This is a genomic window from Priestia sp. USM5, from assembly GCF_058323215.1.
On record NZ_JBSGKN010000005.1, the window covers coordinates 80,778 to 97,232 of the forward strand.

Here is a 16,455-nt window from a genome sequence, read left to right on the forward strand (position 1 = left end):
AAAAAGGACCGGAATAGAAAAAAGACTTCAACTGTTTAAGAAGTGCTGTCAACACTCTTAAACCGTTCCCCCTAATCACGGTAGGGAAAACACTTGTCGAAGTCTCTTGTTAATAGAGTTAGTTTTTCTATAAAATAAAACTTATGTTTTTATTTTATACGAAATTGACATCTATTTCAAGGGCTTAGTTCATCAAAATCAAGGCATTGTTTTCCTTTTCCCAGGGAAACAGTGTCTTTTTTGTGTTCCTTAAAGGAGACGATGAACAAATGACAAAAATATTAACCTGTTATTTAAAAGATGTAGATACCTTCAATGGACGGTTCAAATGGTTATGGAGCAACAAGTCCACGCTTCGTAAAAAGAAAGAAGAGTTTTTAGAAAGTCTTCGTACCCACTTTAAACAACAACAATCAGCTATACATAAAGAGTTTCCTAAAAAGAGAATGGAAATGCTCGATCACGTCATCTATAACCTAGTGGCTACGGGCATTCAAGCGATCCGTTCTGAAACGCTTATGAAGAAATTTAATGTGTCCAAAAGTACGGTTTCTCGTTTTGTACGTTCGTTAAAAGCGACACCATTTATACTTGTGGCACGTTACATTAAAGAAGATACAACAGGTACTCATCCTGACAGTTATGTATTTATCCTTAAAAGCCATAAGAACTTTCATCACATTTGCGACGAAATCTTTTTTGCCCATGATACAACAGGAATACAAACGCTTCAACAAGAAGAAATGACCACTCCTGTGGCACGTCCTGTGACGTCTCCAGAAAGTGCTGAAAACGTTGATACACCAAGTTTAGAGGACGATAAATCATCTCATGCCTTTATTAACCTTGATTTACCTGTAAATCATATAAATAATCATTTAATGTCTGTTTCACAGTCATTCAGCTATATCAAAGGTGTGCCTAAGAAAGTCAATCAAGTCTATGCAGGTAAATATGGCCATCAACTACAAGACTTTTATGCTCGTATTCAAAATGCTGCAAAAGCAGTAAAAAAAGATACAGAGATTACGATTGAGAAAGAGCAAGTACATGAAATTGCGTATTCAACCATAGTTGGGTTAGATAAATATGTACATGAAGCTAATCAACAAGGGAATCCTTTATCCCTACAGGATATGTGTCGACTAATCTATCAAATTGCGAAAAATCAATTCTATGAGTTGGTAAACCCTAAAAGTCAGGATTATTCATCAGTATACGCAAATCAACAAGAAGTTATACATAACGAAAGCAAAGAAACGACATTAGCTACTCCAAAACGGATTATCCGTAAGGAACTAGTTCCAAATTGGTTAAAGGCTGAACAGCAGCAAGAAGAGAGTATACAAAAAGCAGAGGTTTCTCTGGATCAACAGCTTGAAATGATTCAACTGAAGCAAGATTTAGGACAAGAGCTAACACTAGAAGAAGAAAACTTGCTGCAAGAACACTGCTCAACGTACAGTTCGTTAGAAATGGCGGAACTGAAACAAGATTTAGGACAACCATTAACAATTGAGGAACAAGATTTATTGCATCAACATGCTGCTAAATTAAAGGAACCAGTTTCTTAATTTTTAAAAATAGTTAAAGCATCATAAGAACTTTTATTATTTTTAACGTATTCAGTGTTTTAAGAGAGGACTTGGCAGGATTTGAACCTGCAAGACGCCAAAGTTGTATAGTGTAATACGACTGGCTGCTCTGCCATTGAGCTACAAGTCCATACTTAAAGTATGTGCACCGTTTCTGTTTATATGCAAAACAAGAGAACATGTAATAAGTAAAGAAATCCCTTAATAGCTAAAAATTCATTGAGATTTGTTTATTTAGAACTGTGTTCTAAATAAACAATAACTAATAATCTACGCAGGAGGAGACTATTATGCCACATAAAATTACCTTAACCGGATCAGCCACAGGACCACTACGAGAGTACGATCGCTATGTTGCCTTTGATATGCGTGAAAAAGGGTCACCATCTGCGCCGAAAGGATTAAAAAAGAGTACGTTTATTTCGTATACGGTATTTGTTGCGAAGAAGGCCTTTAATAAAACAGGCCTCACGAAGAAAAGCATCATGCATGAAAAGATTTTAATTCAAGGGGAACCGACCTTAGACATTCCGATTGATGAATGCCCTGGTGAAGTAGGGGTCATCTGTTTCCAAATTACGGTTCTCCCGAATAAAAATGATAAAGAGAAGAATCAGCCAGAAGAGAAAAAAGAACCTAAACAAGAGGCATCTGCGCCTTCTGAAACACAAAAGAACACGGAACCTACTAAACAGGAAGAAGCACAAGCACCTGTTTCTCAACCTGTAGCAAAAGAAGGAAAAAAAGCTGAAACAGTACAGTCAGAGGTGAAGGGGAAGTCTGTTCAAGAGAAAAAGGCGGAGCCAAAAAAGACACAGATGCCAAATCAACCAAAAGGGACACAGGATCTCGTGAGCTTTGATGATATTATTGTACCTGAAGCCTTCTTAAACACACGTCCGAACCCTGAGAAAACACAAAAGGTCATTGATTTTGTGAAGCGTACAGGACGCTTAGATGAGCCTTTAACGATTGAAAAAGGATCAAACATCTTAAAAGATGGCTATCGTCGTTATGTCGTGGCCAAAACCGTTAAAATGGATAAAGTTCCGGTTACATATGAATATCAAAAGCAAACGAAGTGAAAACAGAAATGCTGAGGGGGATAACATTTTGAATCAAAATGAAGAAGAAAATGTAATGAGTGTACAAATGGCCGATGTTATCGATTTCAATGAAAAGAAAGAAAAAAGTAACATCCATGTAGAAGAAGGAATCAAATGGTTAAGGCAAGCTTCCCTAGCTGGAGATAATGGAGCAATGAATGAGTTAGCGTTTCAATTACTAACTGGAAAGCTAGTGAAACAAGATGTTGAGGAAGGCGAAAAATGGCTTAGAAAGTCTGCCGATACTGGGGATCAATGGGCCATGATGGAATTGGGCTATCGCTTGCTTGTGGGGGAAGATTTAGATAAAAACCAAGCTGAAGGTGAAAAGTGGATTCGAAAATCTGCAGAGTTGGAATATCCAATGGCTATGAGAGTGCTAGGATACAGACTACTCGAAGGGTTGGATATAGAAAAGAATGTAGAAGAAGGCGAGTATTGGCTTCGGAAAGCAGCTGACGTACATGAACCAGTAGCTATGAGAATATTAGGCTATCGCTTATTAACTGGAAAACATGAGTTGAAACAGAATGTACTGGAAGGTGAAAAGTGGTTACAGAAAGCAGCTGAAGCTGGAGAAACCATTGCGATGAGGGAATGGGGTAAATATTTAATCCATGGGGTTATTAAATAGCTCAACATATAAGGATACTTGCATCAAATACTGACTGTTCTTACGTGAGCAATAGAATTATAAAGGGTAACATTCCTTCCTCTTATTACTTGAAGGTTTTAACATATATATATCGAATACTTCTTTTGATAAGAGGAGGTGATCATATGTTGAGAGTCATAACCGCAGAAGCAGCATATACCACCGAAGAGTTAGCTGATATACTTGGTTTGCCCCTATCAACTATACGAAAATACAACTTCCATTTTACTAAAATTGGTGTGCAGTTTACTAAAAAACAAGGTAGATTAGCTTATACAAATGATGACGTTACCATCTTTTATGAACTAAAAGAAGTTTATGCCCGTCCCGAAATGACCTTAGAAAAAGCCGTTATAACCGTTGCGAAAAAATTCAACTTAGTATCAGACACTCCACCAAACATTTCAACTGAAACACAAACCCTCAGCTTAGAACCACACGGAATACAAATGAAAGAAATACAAAGTTATATTGATGCAAAATTTGAGGAACGTGAACGCCAATTAATTTCAATGGCTCGTGAAATTCGAGCGTTAAAAAAAGCTCAACAACAAAAGAAAAGTTTTTATAAGTGGTTAAAAACCTTTTTAAAAAAATAATTTGCTAGAATGCTATTACCTTATTATCTAATATTTCTAAAAAAGCAAACCCGTTTTCCCTTACTTAAAGGAAAACGGGTTTATTTATGTAAAGTTTAATTTTGAGGAATACCTATAACAAAGACCGCCCATTACTTATTAGTGTATAAGGCGGTCTTAACTGTATTCATGCTATATGTTTATGACCAAAATATCGACATTATTCTAAACAGATTTATTAGGACCACAATTTTTTTTGGTTCTGTACTTTAGCATATGAAGAATGCTTGTCTATCTTTCCTATTTTTCTTTGAAAAGATGAATATTTTTAAGAAATTCAGTCAAACCTGCTTAAAAAGGAGGTTTTTATCTTGTGGAGTAAAGGGAAGAAGCGAAGCAAATTAGGTAGGTTTCTAGATAAAGAAGGATATTCTCAAACTGAATTAAGTGAAATTACTAAAATAAACAAAAATACGATAAGTAAAATTTGTAATGATTCTAATTATGTACCATCAGGTACCACAATAAAAAAAATTATGAAGGCCTTAAGGAAACTTGACTCCAGATTAAAGCCAGATGACTTTTTTGACTTGTAAAAAGTAAATAAAGAGACAGTTGTTCGATATGATAAATTCTTTGTCGTAACTCTGTTACATATTTTTATACAATATTCTAATTAATAGATTACCAACCTTTACGCAAGACGCGCGCTGATGCTTACGAACCTTCACTTTCGTTTACTATAACTATCTTCTCCTAGCAGTATTCTGGAGCATGCATTTCTCCTCTGTTTTCCATTTCCCCATTCCCCATGCAACCGACAGGTTCGTTACCAAACATGCGATTTCATACAGAGACCATCTTCGCGTCTGGCTGAGTAGCGTTAGCTACACTGTAAGAAAGCGACTTCTTGTCGCACTATAATTACTCTTTCCGGTACACATCATAAAAAAAGAACCCTTCAGCGATGAAGGGTTCTAACTAGGATAGCTGTCTTTTTATTTAGAAAGCATATTTTCTCAGTATCCTAAGTTAAGTTAATTTTGATTCCACCAGAAGAAGCTGATGTTCTTGCTTTTCCATCTCTTTGCTGTTTAGCTGAACTTCTGTATTTCTCCATCAATTCATCAATACTTGTTACTTGTATGATGCGAATATGTTCTGAAGATACCGCATAACGAACAGGCGTAATCAACATAACGGAAGGGAAGATAGCTGCCCGATCCTCTGGCTGCCATTGCAACGTTTTCCACTCATCTGAAAAGAAAAACTCTTCATAGAGATGAATCTTGGCCTGCATTTTCTTCTCTGAATATTGATTCCGTTGAATTTCAATCCAAAACGGAGACCCTTTAAAGATACAAAACAGATCGGGTTCAATGCCTCCTTTACGTCCAGTCGGCTTATCTTCAACAATGACATTCTTAGGCGTACTATACGTACACATTTGCTTATAGATATCCAAGATGGAAAGGAAATGTAATATTTTTTGAGAGTTTTTTTTAATCTTCGCATCCACAGGCAAATAGACGGTCGGAGAATACTGCTGTGTGCGTTCAATCATCCCTAGACGATACAAACGTACCATCACACTATTACATGCATTTATGGGCGATTTTAGCTGTTTGAAGAACAGTTCTACTAATGAGTCTCGATCTACAGCTCGAAACTGATTAATAAACCCTATGATGTCTTTATCACGCTGAGATAACCGAAAGCTCATCGCTGTTCCTCCTTCTCTAATAATCCAAAGATAGACTGTGGTACGACCTCTAGGTGAGGTTCAGGGTCTTTTACGCGTGTTTTATAAGGAGAAAGCATTTCCTTACAAGCTTCTTCATCTAAGAAAAAAGCTTGAAACTCTTTCACGTCATCAATTTTAATTTTCATACGTCCTCTAGCTGCGGCATCAATTTCTTCTGTTCCAAGTACTCCTGCCACCTTTGCATTTGTCGCATCGGCCTGCCTTCCAGAGATTCTCACACGTAAGTTCGCTTTTAATGCTGAGTTTAATAAATCCGCATCGGGACGCTGCATCGCAATGATTGTATGAACACCTAGTGCACGGCCTTGACTCGCAAACTGTTGCACCATCTCTACAAGATCCGTTTCTCGTTTAATGATGCTCATTTCGTCTACAACCACGACAATACGAGGCAGTTTAAAAGGAAGCCTGCTTATATGTGTCACGCCATGCTTTAATAACAAATCGCCTCTTCGATACATTTCAGCTCGCAATAAAGCAAAAGGTTTTCTCATATCCTTGGCCTCAAAGCAAAGCGCATCCACATGCTCAATCCCATGAAATAGCCCTAAATCGGCTCGTTTGAGATCGACTAATACTAACCGAAGATCATCAGGCGATGTATATTTCACCCATGTTGTGAGGATCACACGCATGAGACTGCTCTTTCCAGCTCCAATTTCGCCAGATATCAATAGGGTTTCTAAATCAGCGAAATCCCATGAGACGGTGTTTCCATAGATATCTTGACCAATACAAACAGGAAGCTCCATTTTCTCAATATGAGGATGAATGACTTCATAACGATAATTGAGCATCTTAGGTAGGCTTTTGTGATGAACGGTAATACTAAAGTTTTTTAAGCTGCCATTTATCTCGATATTGCTGCCTAATACTTGTCGTAAGGCCCATCTCTTTTTACTTAATAGTTCAGGATCAATGCCATTTAGTAAGGAAAAAGCATACCGAGTGTAGGTGTTTTGATGATCGATCCGATGGATCTTCGGAAATTGATAGGAGGTACGATCCCCACGCTTTATGACCCGATAAATCTCTGCTGTACGAAACGCTTGAATAAGCTTTCCACGCAATTTTAGTTTCTCAAACATCTAAAACCCTCCTCAAAACATAAATGTCGCAAAGAAGTAAAATAAGGCTCCATAAAAGGTGACAGGCAATATAAACCGCATCACTTTTTCAAACTGATCGGCAAGATCCATTACGCCCCATCGATTTAATATCTGTTCAATGATGGCAATTCCTAAAACAATGCCTCCTATAGTAAGAATGGTGGGGTCAAGCATAGCAACTGGACTAAAAGGAACAAATGAATAAGCAGTAACAGGACGAGGTTTCATTGAGGAAGTTGAAGAAGGTTTATAAAAGAAGCTTCGAAAGTTAAACCATTTTGTTTTTCTCATGTTGGTACCTACTTTCATTCTTTTTATTTTTTCGCTTTTCATGTCTCAGTTATTTCAGCTCAGTACATCCGGTCGCCCCCTTCGCCTCTTCGGCTCAGCTCCCTTACAGATTCCACGAAGCGCCTCGCTAGGCGTATAAAGCTTGTATTAACGCGGTAGCGATACTGAACTAGCTACTAAGTAGATAATGAAGTTAAGATTCTTTAGATACTATGTAGCTACTTCAGTAAGCTTGCCTGTCCAATCAAAAAATAACAAAGAACCCTTACTGCATTAGGTAAGGGGTAGCTGATTATGTAAGAAAAAACGGGTTTTTATACGCTGGAGGTTGGCCTAGCAGATTTTTTTCAAAAAAAATGAATTTATATTCAGTTCTTTTGTACTGTTCATTTTATCAATTATTTTGGGGCTTATTTATCATGGAAAATAAAGAAGGTTGTATTCTTATTAGATAAATAAAGTCCTTCACTATTCCATTTGGAATAATTAGTTATTATAAAAATCAATATATAATATTTAATTCGTAATCATATTACAATTTTTGAAAAAAAATACTCATTTTTTATCAAATTGAAATTTAGTAATATTAGTATTTAAATATATTTTGAATATTCATTATATTTATTATACAGAAATATCCATTTGGGTATTCCTGTATATAGATCTCATTTATATCGAAGTTACTACATAATAGAATGGGGGGATTAGGGTGGCTAAAAAAGGTTATAAACGTCCAACTGTAAAATCAGGCAAAGCACCAACTCTACAATGTAACTAATAGGTAAGAAGTTATGAAGGGAACAGGGAAACTTGTTCTCTTCATTTTTAACTTTTTAAATAGGGGGCAACTAATGTGAATTTTGAATACAGTGATATATCTATTGCGATAGAGGAACTAAAGGACCTAAAGTTTAGAGAAGACGTAGGAATGTTGTTTAATAGTAGAACAGGAACGATACATAGAATTGAAAATGAATTAGGAATTTTAATTGTATCGTTATTAAAACAAAACCATGATCTTGAATATGTAAAGAAATACATTTTAAATGAATATGACGTAGACGAGATAGAATTAAATAATGATCTAAGGGAATTCTTATTCAGCCTTACTCAATATCAAGAGAACATTTGGGAATGGGACATTGAAAAGAAACATGAATCATTACTAGAATTTCCTTTACGTATAGAGATAGAAGTTACGTCTTTATGTAATTGGAATTGTGGTTTTTGTTACAATGTATGGAAAATAGATCCTAACCTAACGGATGCTGATGTTAAACAAAAGATTAAAATGTTACCTCAAAAACATCTCTCGAAAGAGAAAATTTTTAAAATTTTAGATGAGTGTAATGAAAATGGTTGTTTTACCGTGCGTTATAGTGGTGGTGAAACTTTGTTACATCCAGATATTGAAGAAATTCTCGAATATGGAGGAAAGTTAGGTTTATATCAAGTAGTTTTTACTAACGGTCATTTTTTAGATATAGAATTGGCTAAGCGTTTTAAAAAATATAATGTAGGAACAGTATTAATCTCTTTACATGGGGATAAAACTGTTCACAATGCATTAACAGGACATAAAATGGCTTATCAGAAGGCTATCGATGCAATTGCGTTATTGGCTAAGTTAAATATTGAAGTAGTAGTTGAGTTAACTTTAGTAAAAAGTAATTTTAATGGTGCAATTAATGTCATGAAGGATTCTTATAACAATGGAGCAAGACATTTTAGTGTAATGCGTTATGTACCAACAGGTAAAAATGACGATGTATATGGGGTACCTATTGAAAATATGATGCCATTAATGGAAGAGATAGACAAACTCCAGCATCAGTATACAGATTTAATAGTTGCATGGCCATGTGGACAGAAAATGTGTACTTCTAATAAAGATAAGCCATTAAGCATTGATGATCCAACTTTACCATTGAGAAAACGACAGTTATCAGGTCATTGCGAAGCTGGATTGACCTGGGGAAGCGTATCCTTTGATGGTAGGTTAAGACACTGCCCACATAGCAATGTGTTTTTCGGCGATGCAGTTAATGACGGTATTAAGAATATATGGGGTGCTATGACTCAAGAAATATCAAATGTGCTTAAACCAAGACAAACCTGTATGGGCTGTAGTCAGCTAGAAAGCTGTCGAGGTGGATGTCATTTACCACACTTTTTTGAAACTAAAGAAGAACAAGTGTCGGGCTGTTCATCATAATATTAAGGGAGTGTTATAAAAATGTTAACATTAATTATTGGAGATAAACAGTTTTCGTCATGGTCAATGCGGGCTTCTATAATTTTAAAGGAGAAGAAAGTTCCATATAGGGAGGTAGTAGCTGGTTTAGATTGGCCTATTAAATTTACTGATAACGGACTTATACCCATAAATGCAAAGGATGAATATGATTTACCAAAGGAGCCAGCATCAGGTTGTGGGTGTCAAGTTACCCAGTTATTAAAATTAGATAGTACTAAGCTTTTAAAGGGTAGCATTGTTGAGCATCTACCGAGAGTTCCCATTTTAATTGATAGTGATACGGAAGCTGTAGTTTGTGACGTTTTATCAATATCAGAGTATTTGGAAGAAAGATTCCAAGACTATCCCTGTTTATTAAGTGACGATGTTATTAAAAGAAGTGACATTCGTGTTTTTAGCAGTCACATACATGCAGATTTACTGCCCTTAATGAGTGGCATGTCTTATGCAAATTCATTTAGAAAAAATGATAAATGCAGTATATCGGAAGAGGCTCATGAACAACTAAACGAGACTTTAGAGTTGTTAGAGAGCACATTAAAAAGGAAAGTGAAAAAAGGTTGGAGGGGCAAATTTTTATTTGGTGATTTCTCGGTTGCTGATGCAATGTTTTCCCCAATGGCGCAGCAAATTCGAGGATGGAATATTAAAGTGGAAAGCGAAGAAATAAATGACTATTTAGATGCGCTACTTAATAGAGAATCAGTAAAAACATATCTTAACGAGGCTAGAGAACCTTATTTGTTATTGAATGAAACTGTTAAGGACTCTCCGGCATGGATTGCAAGACATTATAGATTTTGGCCTGAAATTAATATGATTCATAATTGTGAGAAAGATGTTTTTCATATTATAGAAAATGAAGTTGGATTGTCATTATTTAATCTAGCTTTCAAAGGCTATACTCGAGATGATATAGCTAATACAATTGTTAAAGAGTACAATGTGGAAAAAGAGATTATTTTAGAGGATATAGATAGCTTCTTTGCTGATATACATCCTAATAAAAATGTAGAAAATGACTTGAATGTAGTGGTTTAATGAGGAATATATGAATAATAAATTTAAAGATTTACAAATAGGTACAGAAGAAACACTGAGGTATATATCGGTAGAGGGATTAATATTGCTAATTCCTATAATAGGAATTAAGGTTTTGGAATTAAATAATTCATTAATTGGATTAGCTATTTCACTCTCTTCCATAGGTTATTTGTTATTTGGCTATATTGCAGGATTAATAGCTGATAAATGGAACAGGCAGCAAGTAATCATAACTTCATTATTAGTCAAGTCGCTATGTTTTGGTTTATTTTCGTATTTGGTTTTATCTTCAAATTTAAACAAATTGAGTTATTTTTTTATAATATGCATGATTAGTTTATTTTTAGTTATAATTGAAACCACAATTACCGCATGGATACCTGATATATACACCAATGAAAATTTATCAGGAATAAATGGAATAATCCAATTTTCCAAATCTGGTGCAAATTTAATTGGCCCCTTTCTAGGAGGGCTTTCAATAGATAAACTTGGTATCTCATGGACACTTTTGCTTATAGCTACATGTCTTATAATATCAAGTTTATCTATATTAAAGATTGGGAAATACGGTAAACCAAAGAATATAAATCCTGAGAATAGATATTTAACAAAAACTGATAAAAAAATAAAACGGTTAGAAAATGTAAAATATATATTTACAAATAATGTCCTTAGAAACTTAGTTCTTACCACAGGAACAATTAATTTTGCGATTTCAATATATACGGCCATGGTAGTAATCTTTTTAGTAGGAACCTTAGGTTTATCTACTTATCTTACCGGATTAGTAATTTCTTTGAGTGGTATAGGTGCTTTATTGGGGTCGTTTATAAGCCCGAGATTAATAAAAAAGTTTGGAGTTATAAAAATTATGGTCTTTGGACCTATAATACCAAGCTTTGGTTTGCTTTTAGCAAGCTTTGCGCATGAAAAAATGGGTATCGTCCTCTTCATAATAGGAAGCATTTGCTTCTTTACTGCAAGAAGTATAGGAAGCGTTGCTAGAGTTACAGTTCAACAAATGGTTGTACCCTCTCATATTAGAGGAGAAGTAAGTGGAACAATGATAATGCTTACATGGGGAACAATTCCGTTAGGAGCTTTATGTGCAGGAGTATTGAGTGAGGTAGTAGGTGTTCAACAAGTATTGATGTTGGCAGGGATAATTTTAATCCTGTCAAACTGTTGGTTACTAAATCGTAAAATTCTAAACCTAGATGATAAAAGGCTTAACGATAGAGTAGTGTCCTAAAATATAGAATAAACCTCATATTGATATATATTTTTCTTGAAATTTATAAAGAACAGCCAATAATTTTATTGAGCTGTTTTTTTGTGAGTAACTATTTTTTATAGAGTAGTAAGTAAAAATCTATTTATATATAATTGTTTTGCAAAAGGCACTTCAATAAAATGGTTATTTGTAAACGCTAGAATATAATTGACAGTTTTTGCTCAACGTAATTTTACACTTTTGCTTCAATAAGCTAGAACTCTAGTAAAATTGTCAACAACGTTTTAAATTTACCCAATATCAGCGAAAACAAATTCCCCGTTATAAACGGTTAAGTAGTCAACTTGGCAGGATAAATTCCTGCCTTTTTCTTTTCGCGTAGACGATATGAATCTCCCTTTATATTAAATGTAATCGCATGATGAAGAAGCCGATCTAATACAGCTGTTGCCAACACTTCATCTCCAAAGACGTTTCCCCAATCAAGATAGGATTTATTTGATGTTAAAACCATTGCTCCTTTCTCATACCGTTTAGATACAACTTGAAAGAAAACATTTGCTGTGAGTTCGTCAAATGGAAAATATCCTACTTCATCTATAATTAAAATATCTGGCCGGCTCCATCGATTGACAAGCCGATGGAGGGTACCTTTCTCATTTGCCTTTCGGCATTGTTCTACTAAGTCATCTGAGGTTAAGAAGAGAGCTGTATATCCTTTGGTAATGGCCTCTACCGCGAAAGAAATAGCTAAATGCGTTTTCCCTACACCAGGTGGACCAAGTAAAATTCGATTTTCTCCATTCGAGATAAATCGGCACGTAAGTGTCTCTTTTACTTGTTTCTCACTAAGACTTGGTTGAAATGTAAAATCAAAGTCGTGAATCGTTTTGTTATAAGGGAGTTTTGCCTGTTTCATTCGTTTTTCCAATTGTCCCGACTCTTGCTTCTCTATTTCCTGTAAAACGATGGTGTGAAGAAATTCAGAATATGATACATTATCTTTAGATACGTCTTCTAATACACTATCTAGTTGGTTAGCTGTATGGTGCCAACCAAGCTTCCTTAGCCGGTCAATTAAGAGCTCATTCATCATACATGTTCACCTTCTTCTAATGCTGCGTAAGCAGCGAGAGGACGTTTCTCTACTTTAGGGGATGGGTCTTGTGATTGAGAAACATCGGTCGCCAAACCTTCAATGTGTTTCTCTTTCTGACCCATCTCTGTCTTCTGTAAACCTTGATAATGTTCCATCCGGATATGTGTCGTTGCGTTTCCAGTAAGAATAGGATGTTTTGCTATACATTCATGTTCATCGTATATTTCTATATGATGATTTAATGTTTCCTTTACTTTAACGGTCTGTCCAACATAACGATAAGGAACGGAGTATTGTTTTCCCCCGTATGATATAAAACAATCTCGACTAACCTCTCTATGCTCCCAATGGGAAGTAGGAAATAAAGGTTTTTCCCCCCAGGCCTTCAGGAACTTCTGTTCCTGCTCAAACCTCTTAAAGGGTGCTTCATTTGTTGTCTGATTTTCCTTTTTATTAGCCACCTGATTTAACCATTCTTTTATATCCTCGTTTAACGCATTCAGTGTTGGTTCATGTTTTCTTTGAAAAAAGTTATCTTTTAAATACTTTACCGTTCTTTCTACTTTCCCTTTTGTTTGAGGCCTCCTTGGACGGCAGGCCTTTGGCACAATTCCATAGTAAGCCAAGAAATCTTCGAATTTCCGATTAAAACGAACTTCCACTGGGCTGTGCTTGATCACCACTGTTTTCATGTTATCGTAAAGGATTTGGTCTGGTATCCCATTAAAATAAGAGAAAGCATTCATATGGCATTTCATTAAAGTTTCTAGGTTCATATTCGTTGTGAATTCTACATATTTCATCCGGGAATAACCCAAAATCATGATAAATCCATATACATCTTGCAGCACATCATTTACTAAGTACTTCCCGACATACGCCCAGTCCATTTGAGCTTGCTTTCCAGGTGGCGTTTCAAACCGTAAGGTTGCCTGTTTCTTTGGTTGTTGGCGAAGAGGACGAACAAAATCTCTTAAGATTGTGAGCTGACCTTCATAACCCATTGCTTGTATTTCTTCTAATAAGACTACGCAATTAGTGGTACCCTCTTTAAGCCGTCCAAGTATGTACGGTTTGTAAGGGGTTAATTTGCTTTCTTTTTTCTGTTTACTTCCTTTACGCTTAGGTAACTGGTTATCTTTTAGGTATTTACTGACTGTTTTGCGATCGAAACCCGTTGCTTCTGCAATAGCTGTTTTCGTCCAACCTTTTTGAAACAATTCTCTAATCATAAAAAACTCCCCAATCTTCAGCACCGTTTCTCCACTCCATCCATGATGTTGTCTTGAAACGATTATCTGTTATTATTGGGGAATTTGGAATCGCTGTTATTGAGTATTTTACAGTCGCTGATTACAAAATGATAGAAGGTGTTATTTTACTGGGGGGACAGCGTTTTGGAGGAGAAGCTAATGCTTTATTTAAATATTCAACAATTACATCAACGGAAGTTTAAAGTATCTCAAATTGCACAGGAGCTCAAAGTATCAAGACCAACCGTTTATAAATATTTAAAAATGACGTTTGAAGAGACAAAAGCATACTTGGAACAGCTTCAAGGCAAAGGTAAGAAGTTGGATCCCTACAGGGATTGGATTATCGCTTGGCTTGAAGAATACCCTCATCTCAGTGCAGCACAAATCCACGATTGGCTCTTAGAGCGTTATCCCGATTTAGTTGTTGGCGAGAGTACAGTAAGAGCCTATGTGAAAGAGATGCGGGAGATTTATCAGATTGAGAAAAAAGTAATAATTCGGCAATATGAAGCAATCCCTGAACAACCCATGGGTAAGCAAATCCAGGTGGATTGGGGAGAAACGAAACAGAAGACAACTGAAAAGAATGAAATTAAACTATATTTCATCGCTTTTGTCTTAGCTCACTCTCGATACAAATACATGGAGTGGCAGGACCGGCCTTTTACAACAAATGATGCCATTCGATGTCATGAAAATGCATTTCAATTTTACGGAGGACGTACAGAAGAAATTGTGTATGATCAGGATCGTTTAATTACAGTAAGTGAAAATTCAGGTCAGCTACTTTTAACTTCTGAATTTCAAAGCTATGTAAATGAGCGTAAGTTTAAAGTTCATTTATGTCGTAAGGCAGACCCAGAATCAAAAGGAATGATTGAGAACGTTGTAAAGTACATAAAGGGAAATTTCGCAGATAGCCGAGTATTTAGCAATATTGAAGATTGGAATAACCGTGCATTACAGTGGTTACATCGCACTGGAAATCAACATGTTCATCAGACAACGAAAAAAAGACCAGCTGAAGTGTTCCCCGTCGAAAAGCAACACTTACAGCCGGTCTCTTCACCACTCTCATATGAAAGCGTCATTACCCCAAGTATAACAAGGAATATTAGTAAGGACAATACAATACGGTTTAAATCAAACCGTTATTCCGTTCCTCTCGGAACGTATAGTGCAGCCTCTGATAATGAGGTTTTTATTGAAGTCACTTCGAGCCAACCGCCAACGCTGATTATCCGTAAACAGTTAGATGGAGAAGTAATTGCTGAACACAGCATTAGTAATGAAAAGGGAAAGCTTATTCAACATCTACATCATATCCGGGATCGCTCAAAAGGTATTGAAGAATTTAAGCAACAACTGGTTTCACATTTTGAAGATCAGAAACGTGCAACTTCTTATTTAAATGAAATTTGTTTAAGATACCCACGGTATCGGCGTGATCAGCTCATAATCATTCAAAACACCATTGAGAAATATCCAATGTGGATTGAAGCAACCTTGACTAAATGCATCATAGATAAACTTTACAGCGCCAATGACTTTCGAGATATCGCAAACCACCAAAATGCATTACAAACTGAATGTACCCAAAAGGTTAAGCCTCCCTTTATAAAACATTCAGGTAAAGACAACATTATAGTGACAACTCGCTCCCTTACTGCTTACACAAGTATTTTAGGGGGTGACCCACAGTGAATAAGACTGTAAATGACTTGCAGGAACACTTTCGCCAATTAAGGTTATCCGAAACAGCTGAGGAGCTACCAAAGCTCCTACGTGAGGCTGAAAAATCTTCTTGGACATATTTAGAATTTCTTGAATCGATTACGCGTTACGAACTTAGAAAACGCGAAGTAAAGAGTTTAGAAAGAAGAATGAAGTGGGCGCACTTCCCTTACGTGAAGTCATTAAGTGAATTTAATTTAGAAGAGCAAACAACTTTAACGGGACGTCAATTGACCCAGCTCGCAGAGCTAAACTGGCTTGAGCAGCAGTATAATTTAATTTTATTGGGACCGCCAGGCGTTGGTAAAACATTTTTAGCGATTGGTTTGGGGGTTGAGTCTATTCACAGAGGTTTCAACGCCTATTTCGTAACTATGGGTGAGCTTATTCATCTTTTAAAAACGGAAGAGTTTCTAAACAAATCGAAAGTGCAGCTAAAGCGATTAAGAGACGCCGATCTGATTATCATTGATGATTTAATGTACATGGCAATGGATCAGCGAGAAGCAAATTTGTTTTTCCATTTAATTAATCATTTGTATGAACGAAGTTCTATCATTCTTACATCCAATAAAAGCCCTGAACAGTGGGGTGAACTAATGGGAGATCAAGGAATTACTACTGCAATTTTAGATCGTTTACTCCATCGTGTAGAAGTCATTCATATGGATGGAGATAGTTATCGAATGAAACATCGAAAAAGTGTATTTTCAGCAGAAGTGTAAAAAG

General features: G+C 36.0%; 16 protein-coding genes and 1 pseudogene. 11 read left to right on the forward strand and 6 right to left on the reverse strand.

Annotated elements, in window-relative coordinates; genetic code table 11:
* Positions 1–269: 269 nt before the first annotated feature.
* Positions 270–1,574 carry a replication protein gene (locus ACWATA_RS27220; protein ID WP_233335496.1) on the forward strand — a complete coding sequence of 435 codons (1,305 nt, stop codon included), beginning with the start codon at positions 270–272 and terminating at the stop codon, positions 1,572–1,574.
* Between the two features lie 66 nt (positions 1,575–1,640).
* On the opposite strand, the pseudogene ACWATA_RS27225 reads toward ACWATA_RS27220, so the two are convergent.
* Positions 1,641–1,725: pseudogene (locus ACWATA_RS27225) on the reverse strand.
* Between the two features lie 160 nt (positions 1,726–1,885).
* Here ACWATA_RS27225 and ACWATA_RS27230 point away from each other — a divergent pair.
* From ACWATA_RS27230 to ACWATA_RS27245, 4 genes are all read left to right on the forward strand, one after another.
* Complete coding sequence (locus ACWATA_RS27230; RefSeq protein ID WP_233335494.1) at positions 1,886–2,680, forward strand: ParB N-terminal domain-containing protein; 795 nt, start codon at positions 1,886–1,888, stop codon at positions 2,678–2,680.
* A gap of 28 nt (positions 2,681–2,708) precedes the next feature.
* Positions 2,709–3,335 (forward strand): tetratricopeptide repeat protein, encoded by a 627-nt coding sequence (locus ACWATA_RS27235; protein ID WP_233335492.1) that lies wholly within the window; start codon positions 2,709–2,711, stop codon positions 3,333–3,335.
* A 146-nt stretch (positions 3,336–3,481) separates the two neighbouring features.
* Positions 3,482–3,955 carry a hypothetical protein gene (locus ACWATA_RS27240; RefSeq protein WP_233335490.1) on the forward strand — a complete coding sequence of 158 codons (474 nt, stop codon included), beginning with the start codon at positions 3,482–3,484 and terminating at the stop codon, positions 3,953–3,955.
* A gap of 350 nt (positions 3,956–4,305) precedes the next feature.
* Positions 4,306–4,530, forward strand: coding sequence for a helix-turn-helix domain-containing protein (locus ACWATA_RS27245; protein WP_016766545.1), 225 nt, complete (start codon positions 4,306–4,308; stop codon positions 4,528–4,530).
* 431 nt (positions 4,531–4,961) lie between these two features.
* On the opposite strand, the gene ACWATA_RS27250 is transcribed toward ACWATA_RS27245, so the two are convergent.
* The 3 genes from ACWATA_RS27250 to ACWATA_RS27260 are packed head-to-tail and all read right to left on the reverse strand — an operon-like array spanning position 4,962 to position 7,099.
* Positions 4,962–5,657: a hypothetical protein gene (locus ACWATA_RS27250; protein WP_233335489.1), complete on the reverse strand. Its 696-nt coding sequence runs from the start codon at positions 5,655–5,657 to the stop codon at positions 4,962–4,964.
* Positions 5,654–6,787, reverse strand: a complete 1,134-nt coding sequence (locus ACWATA_RS27255) for an FtsK/SpoIIIE domain-containing protein (protein WP_233335488.1) — start codon at positions 6,785–6,787, stop codon at positions 5,654–5,656. Before ACWATA_RS27255 ends, ACWATA_RS27250 begins: the two co-directional genes overlap by 4 nt.
* Before the next feature lie 12 nt (positions 6,788–6,799).
* Complete coding sequence (locus ACWATA_RS27260) at positions 6,800–7,099, reverse strand: hypothetical protein (RefSeq protein WP_233335486.1); 300 nt, start codon at positions 7,097–7,099, stop codon at positions 6,800–6,802.
* 853 nt (positions 7,100–7,952) lie between these two features.
* Between ACWATA_RS27260 and ACWATA_RS27265 the strand changes: the two genes are divergently transcribed.
* From ACWATA_RS27265 to ACWATA_RS27275, 3 genes are read left to right on the forward strand one after another with little or no spacing between them, the layout of a single operon-like run.
* Positions 7,953–9,314: a radical SAM/SPASM domain-containing protein gene (locus ACWATA_RS27265; protein ID WP_233335484.1), complete on the forward strand. Its 1,362-nt coding sequence runs from the start codon at positions 7,953–7,955 to the stop codon at positions 9,312–9,314.
* Between the two features lie 21 nt (positions 9,315–9,335).
* Positions 9,336–10,397, forward strand: a complete 1,062-nt coding sequence (locus tag ACWATA_RS27270) for a glutathione S-transferase (RefSeq protein WP_233335483.1) — start codon at positions 9,336–9,338, stop codon at positions 10,395–10,397.
* 10 nt (positions 10,398–10,407) lie between these two features.
* Entirely contained in the window at positions 10,408–11,655 is a 1,248-nt protein-coding gene (locus ACWATA_RS27275; RefSeq protein ID WP_075422537.1) for an MFS transporter, read from the forward strand.
* 313 nt (positions 11,656–11,968) lie between these two features.
* Here ACWATA_RS27275 and istB (ACWATA_RS27280) read toward each other — a convergent pair whose 3' ends face one another.
* Complete coding sequence (istB, locus tag ACWATA_RS27280; RefSeq protein ID WP_047932902.1) at positions 11,969–12,733, reverse strand: IS21-like element helper ATPase IstB; 765 nt, start codon at positions 12,731–12,733, stop codon at positions 11,969–11,971.
* Positions 12,730–13,992, reverse strand: a complete 1,263-nt coding sequence (gene istA, locus ACWATA_RS27285) for an IS21 family transposase (RefSeq protein ID WP_080967575.1) — start codon at positions 13,990–13,992, stop codon at positions 12,730–12,732. Before istA (ACWATA_RS27285) ends, istB (ACWATA_RS27280) begins: the two co-directional genes overlap by 4 nt.
* A 29-nt stretch (positions 13,993–14,021) precedes the next feature.
* Between istA (ACWATA_RS27285) and ACWATA_RS27290 the strand changes: the two genes are divergently transcribed.
* Genes ACWATA_RS27290 through istB (ACWATA_RS27300) form a run of 3 tightly spaced genes read left to right on the forward strand, consistent with a single transcriptional unit; the run spans position 14,022 to position 16,451 of the window.
* On the forward strand, positions 14,022–14,192 hold the full coding sequence (locus ACWATA_RS27290; RefSeq protein ID WP_473050463.1) for a hypothetical protein: 171 nt from the start codon (positions 14,022–14,024) through the stop codon (positions 14,190–14,192).
* On the forward strand, positions 14,149–15,696 hold the full coding sequence (gene istA / locus ACWATA_RS27295; protein ID WP_473050464.1) for an IS21 family transposase: 1,548 nt from the start codon (positions 14,149–14,151) through the stop codon (positions 15,694–15,696). Before ACWATA_RS27290 ends, istA (ACWATA_RS27295) begins: the two co-directional genes overlap by 44 nt.
* On the forward strand, positions 15,693–16,451 hold the full coding sequence (istB, locus tag ACWATA_RS27300; RefSeq protein WP_251441223.1) for an IS21-like element helper ATPase IstB: 759 nt from the start codon (positions 15,693–15,695) through the stop codon (positions 16,449–16,451). Before istA (ACWATA_RS27295) ends, istB (ACWATA_RS27300) begins: the two co-directional genes overlap by 4 nt.
* The last annotated feature ends 4 nt before the right edge of the window (positions 16,452–16,455 follow it).

Bases quoted from the DNA above. Each gene is read 5' to 3' on its own strand.
- ACWATA_RS27220 (WP_233335496.1), top strand. From the start codon at position 270: ATGACAAAAATATTAACCTGTTATTTAAAAGATGTAGATACCTTCAAT.
- ACWATA_RS27230 (WP_233335494.1), top strand. From the start codon at position 1,886: ATGCCACATAAAATTACCTTAACCGGATCAGCCACAGGACCACTACGA.
- ACWATA_RS27240 (WP_233335490.1), top strand. From the start codon at position 3,482: ATGTTGAGAGTCATAACCGCAGAAGCAGCATATACCACCGAAGAGTTA.
- ACWATA_RS27250 (WP_233335489.1), bottom strand. From the start codon at position 5,657: ATGAGCTTTCGGTTATCTCAGCGTGATAAAGACATCATAGGGTTTATT.
- ACWATA_RS27255 (WP_233335488.1), bottom strand. From the start codon at position 6,787: ATGTTTGAGAAACTAAAATTGCGTGGAAAGCTTATTCAAGCGTTTCGT.
- ACWATA_RS27260 (WP_233335486.1), bottom strand. From the start codon at position 7,099: ATGAGAAAAACAAAATGGTTTAACTTTCGAAGCTTCTTTTATAAACCT.
- ACWATA_RS27270 (WP_233335483.1), top strand. From the start codon at position 9,336: ATGTTAACATTAATTATTGGAGATAAACAGTTTTCGTCATGGTCAATG.
- ACWATA_RS27275 (WP_075422537.1), top strand. From the start codon at position 10,408: ATGAATAATAAATTTAAAGATTTACAAATAGGTACAGAAGAAACACTG.
- istB (WP_047932902.1), bottom strand. From the start codon at position 12,733: ATGATGAATGAGCTCTTAATTGACCGGCTAAGGAAGCTTGGTTGGCAC.
- istA (WP_473050464.1), top strand. From the start codon at position 14,149: ATGCTTTATTTAAATATTCAACAATTACATCAACGGAAGTTTAAAGTA.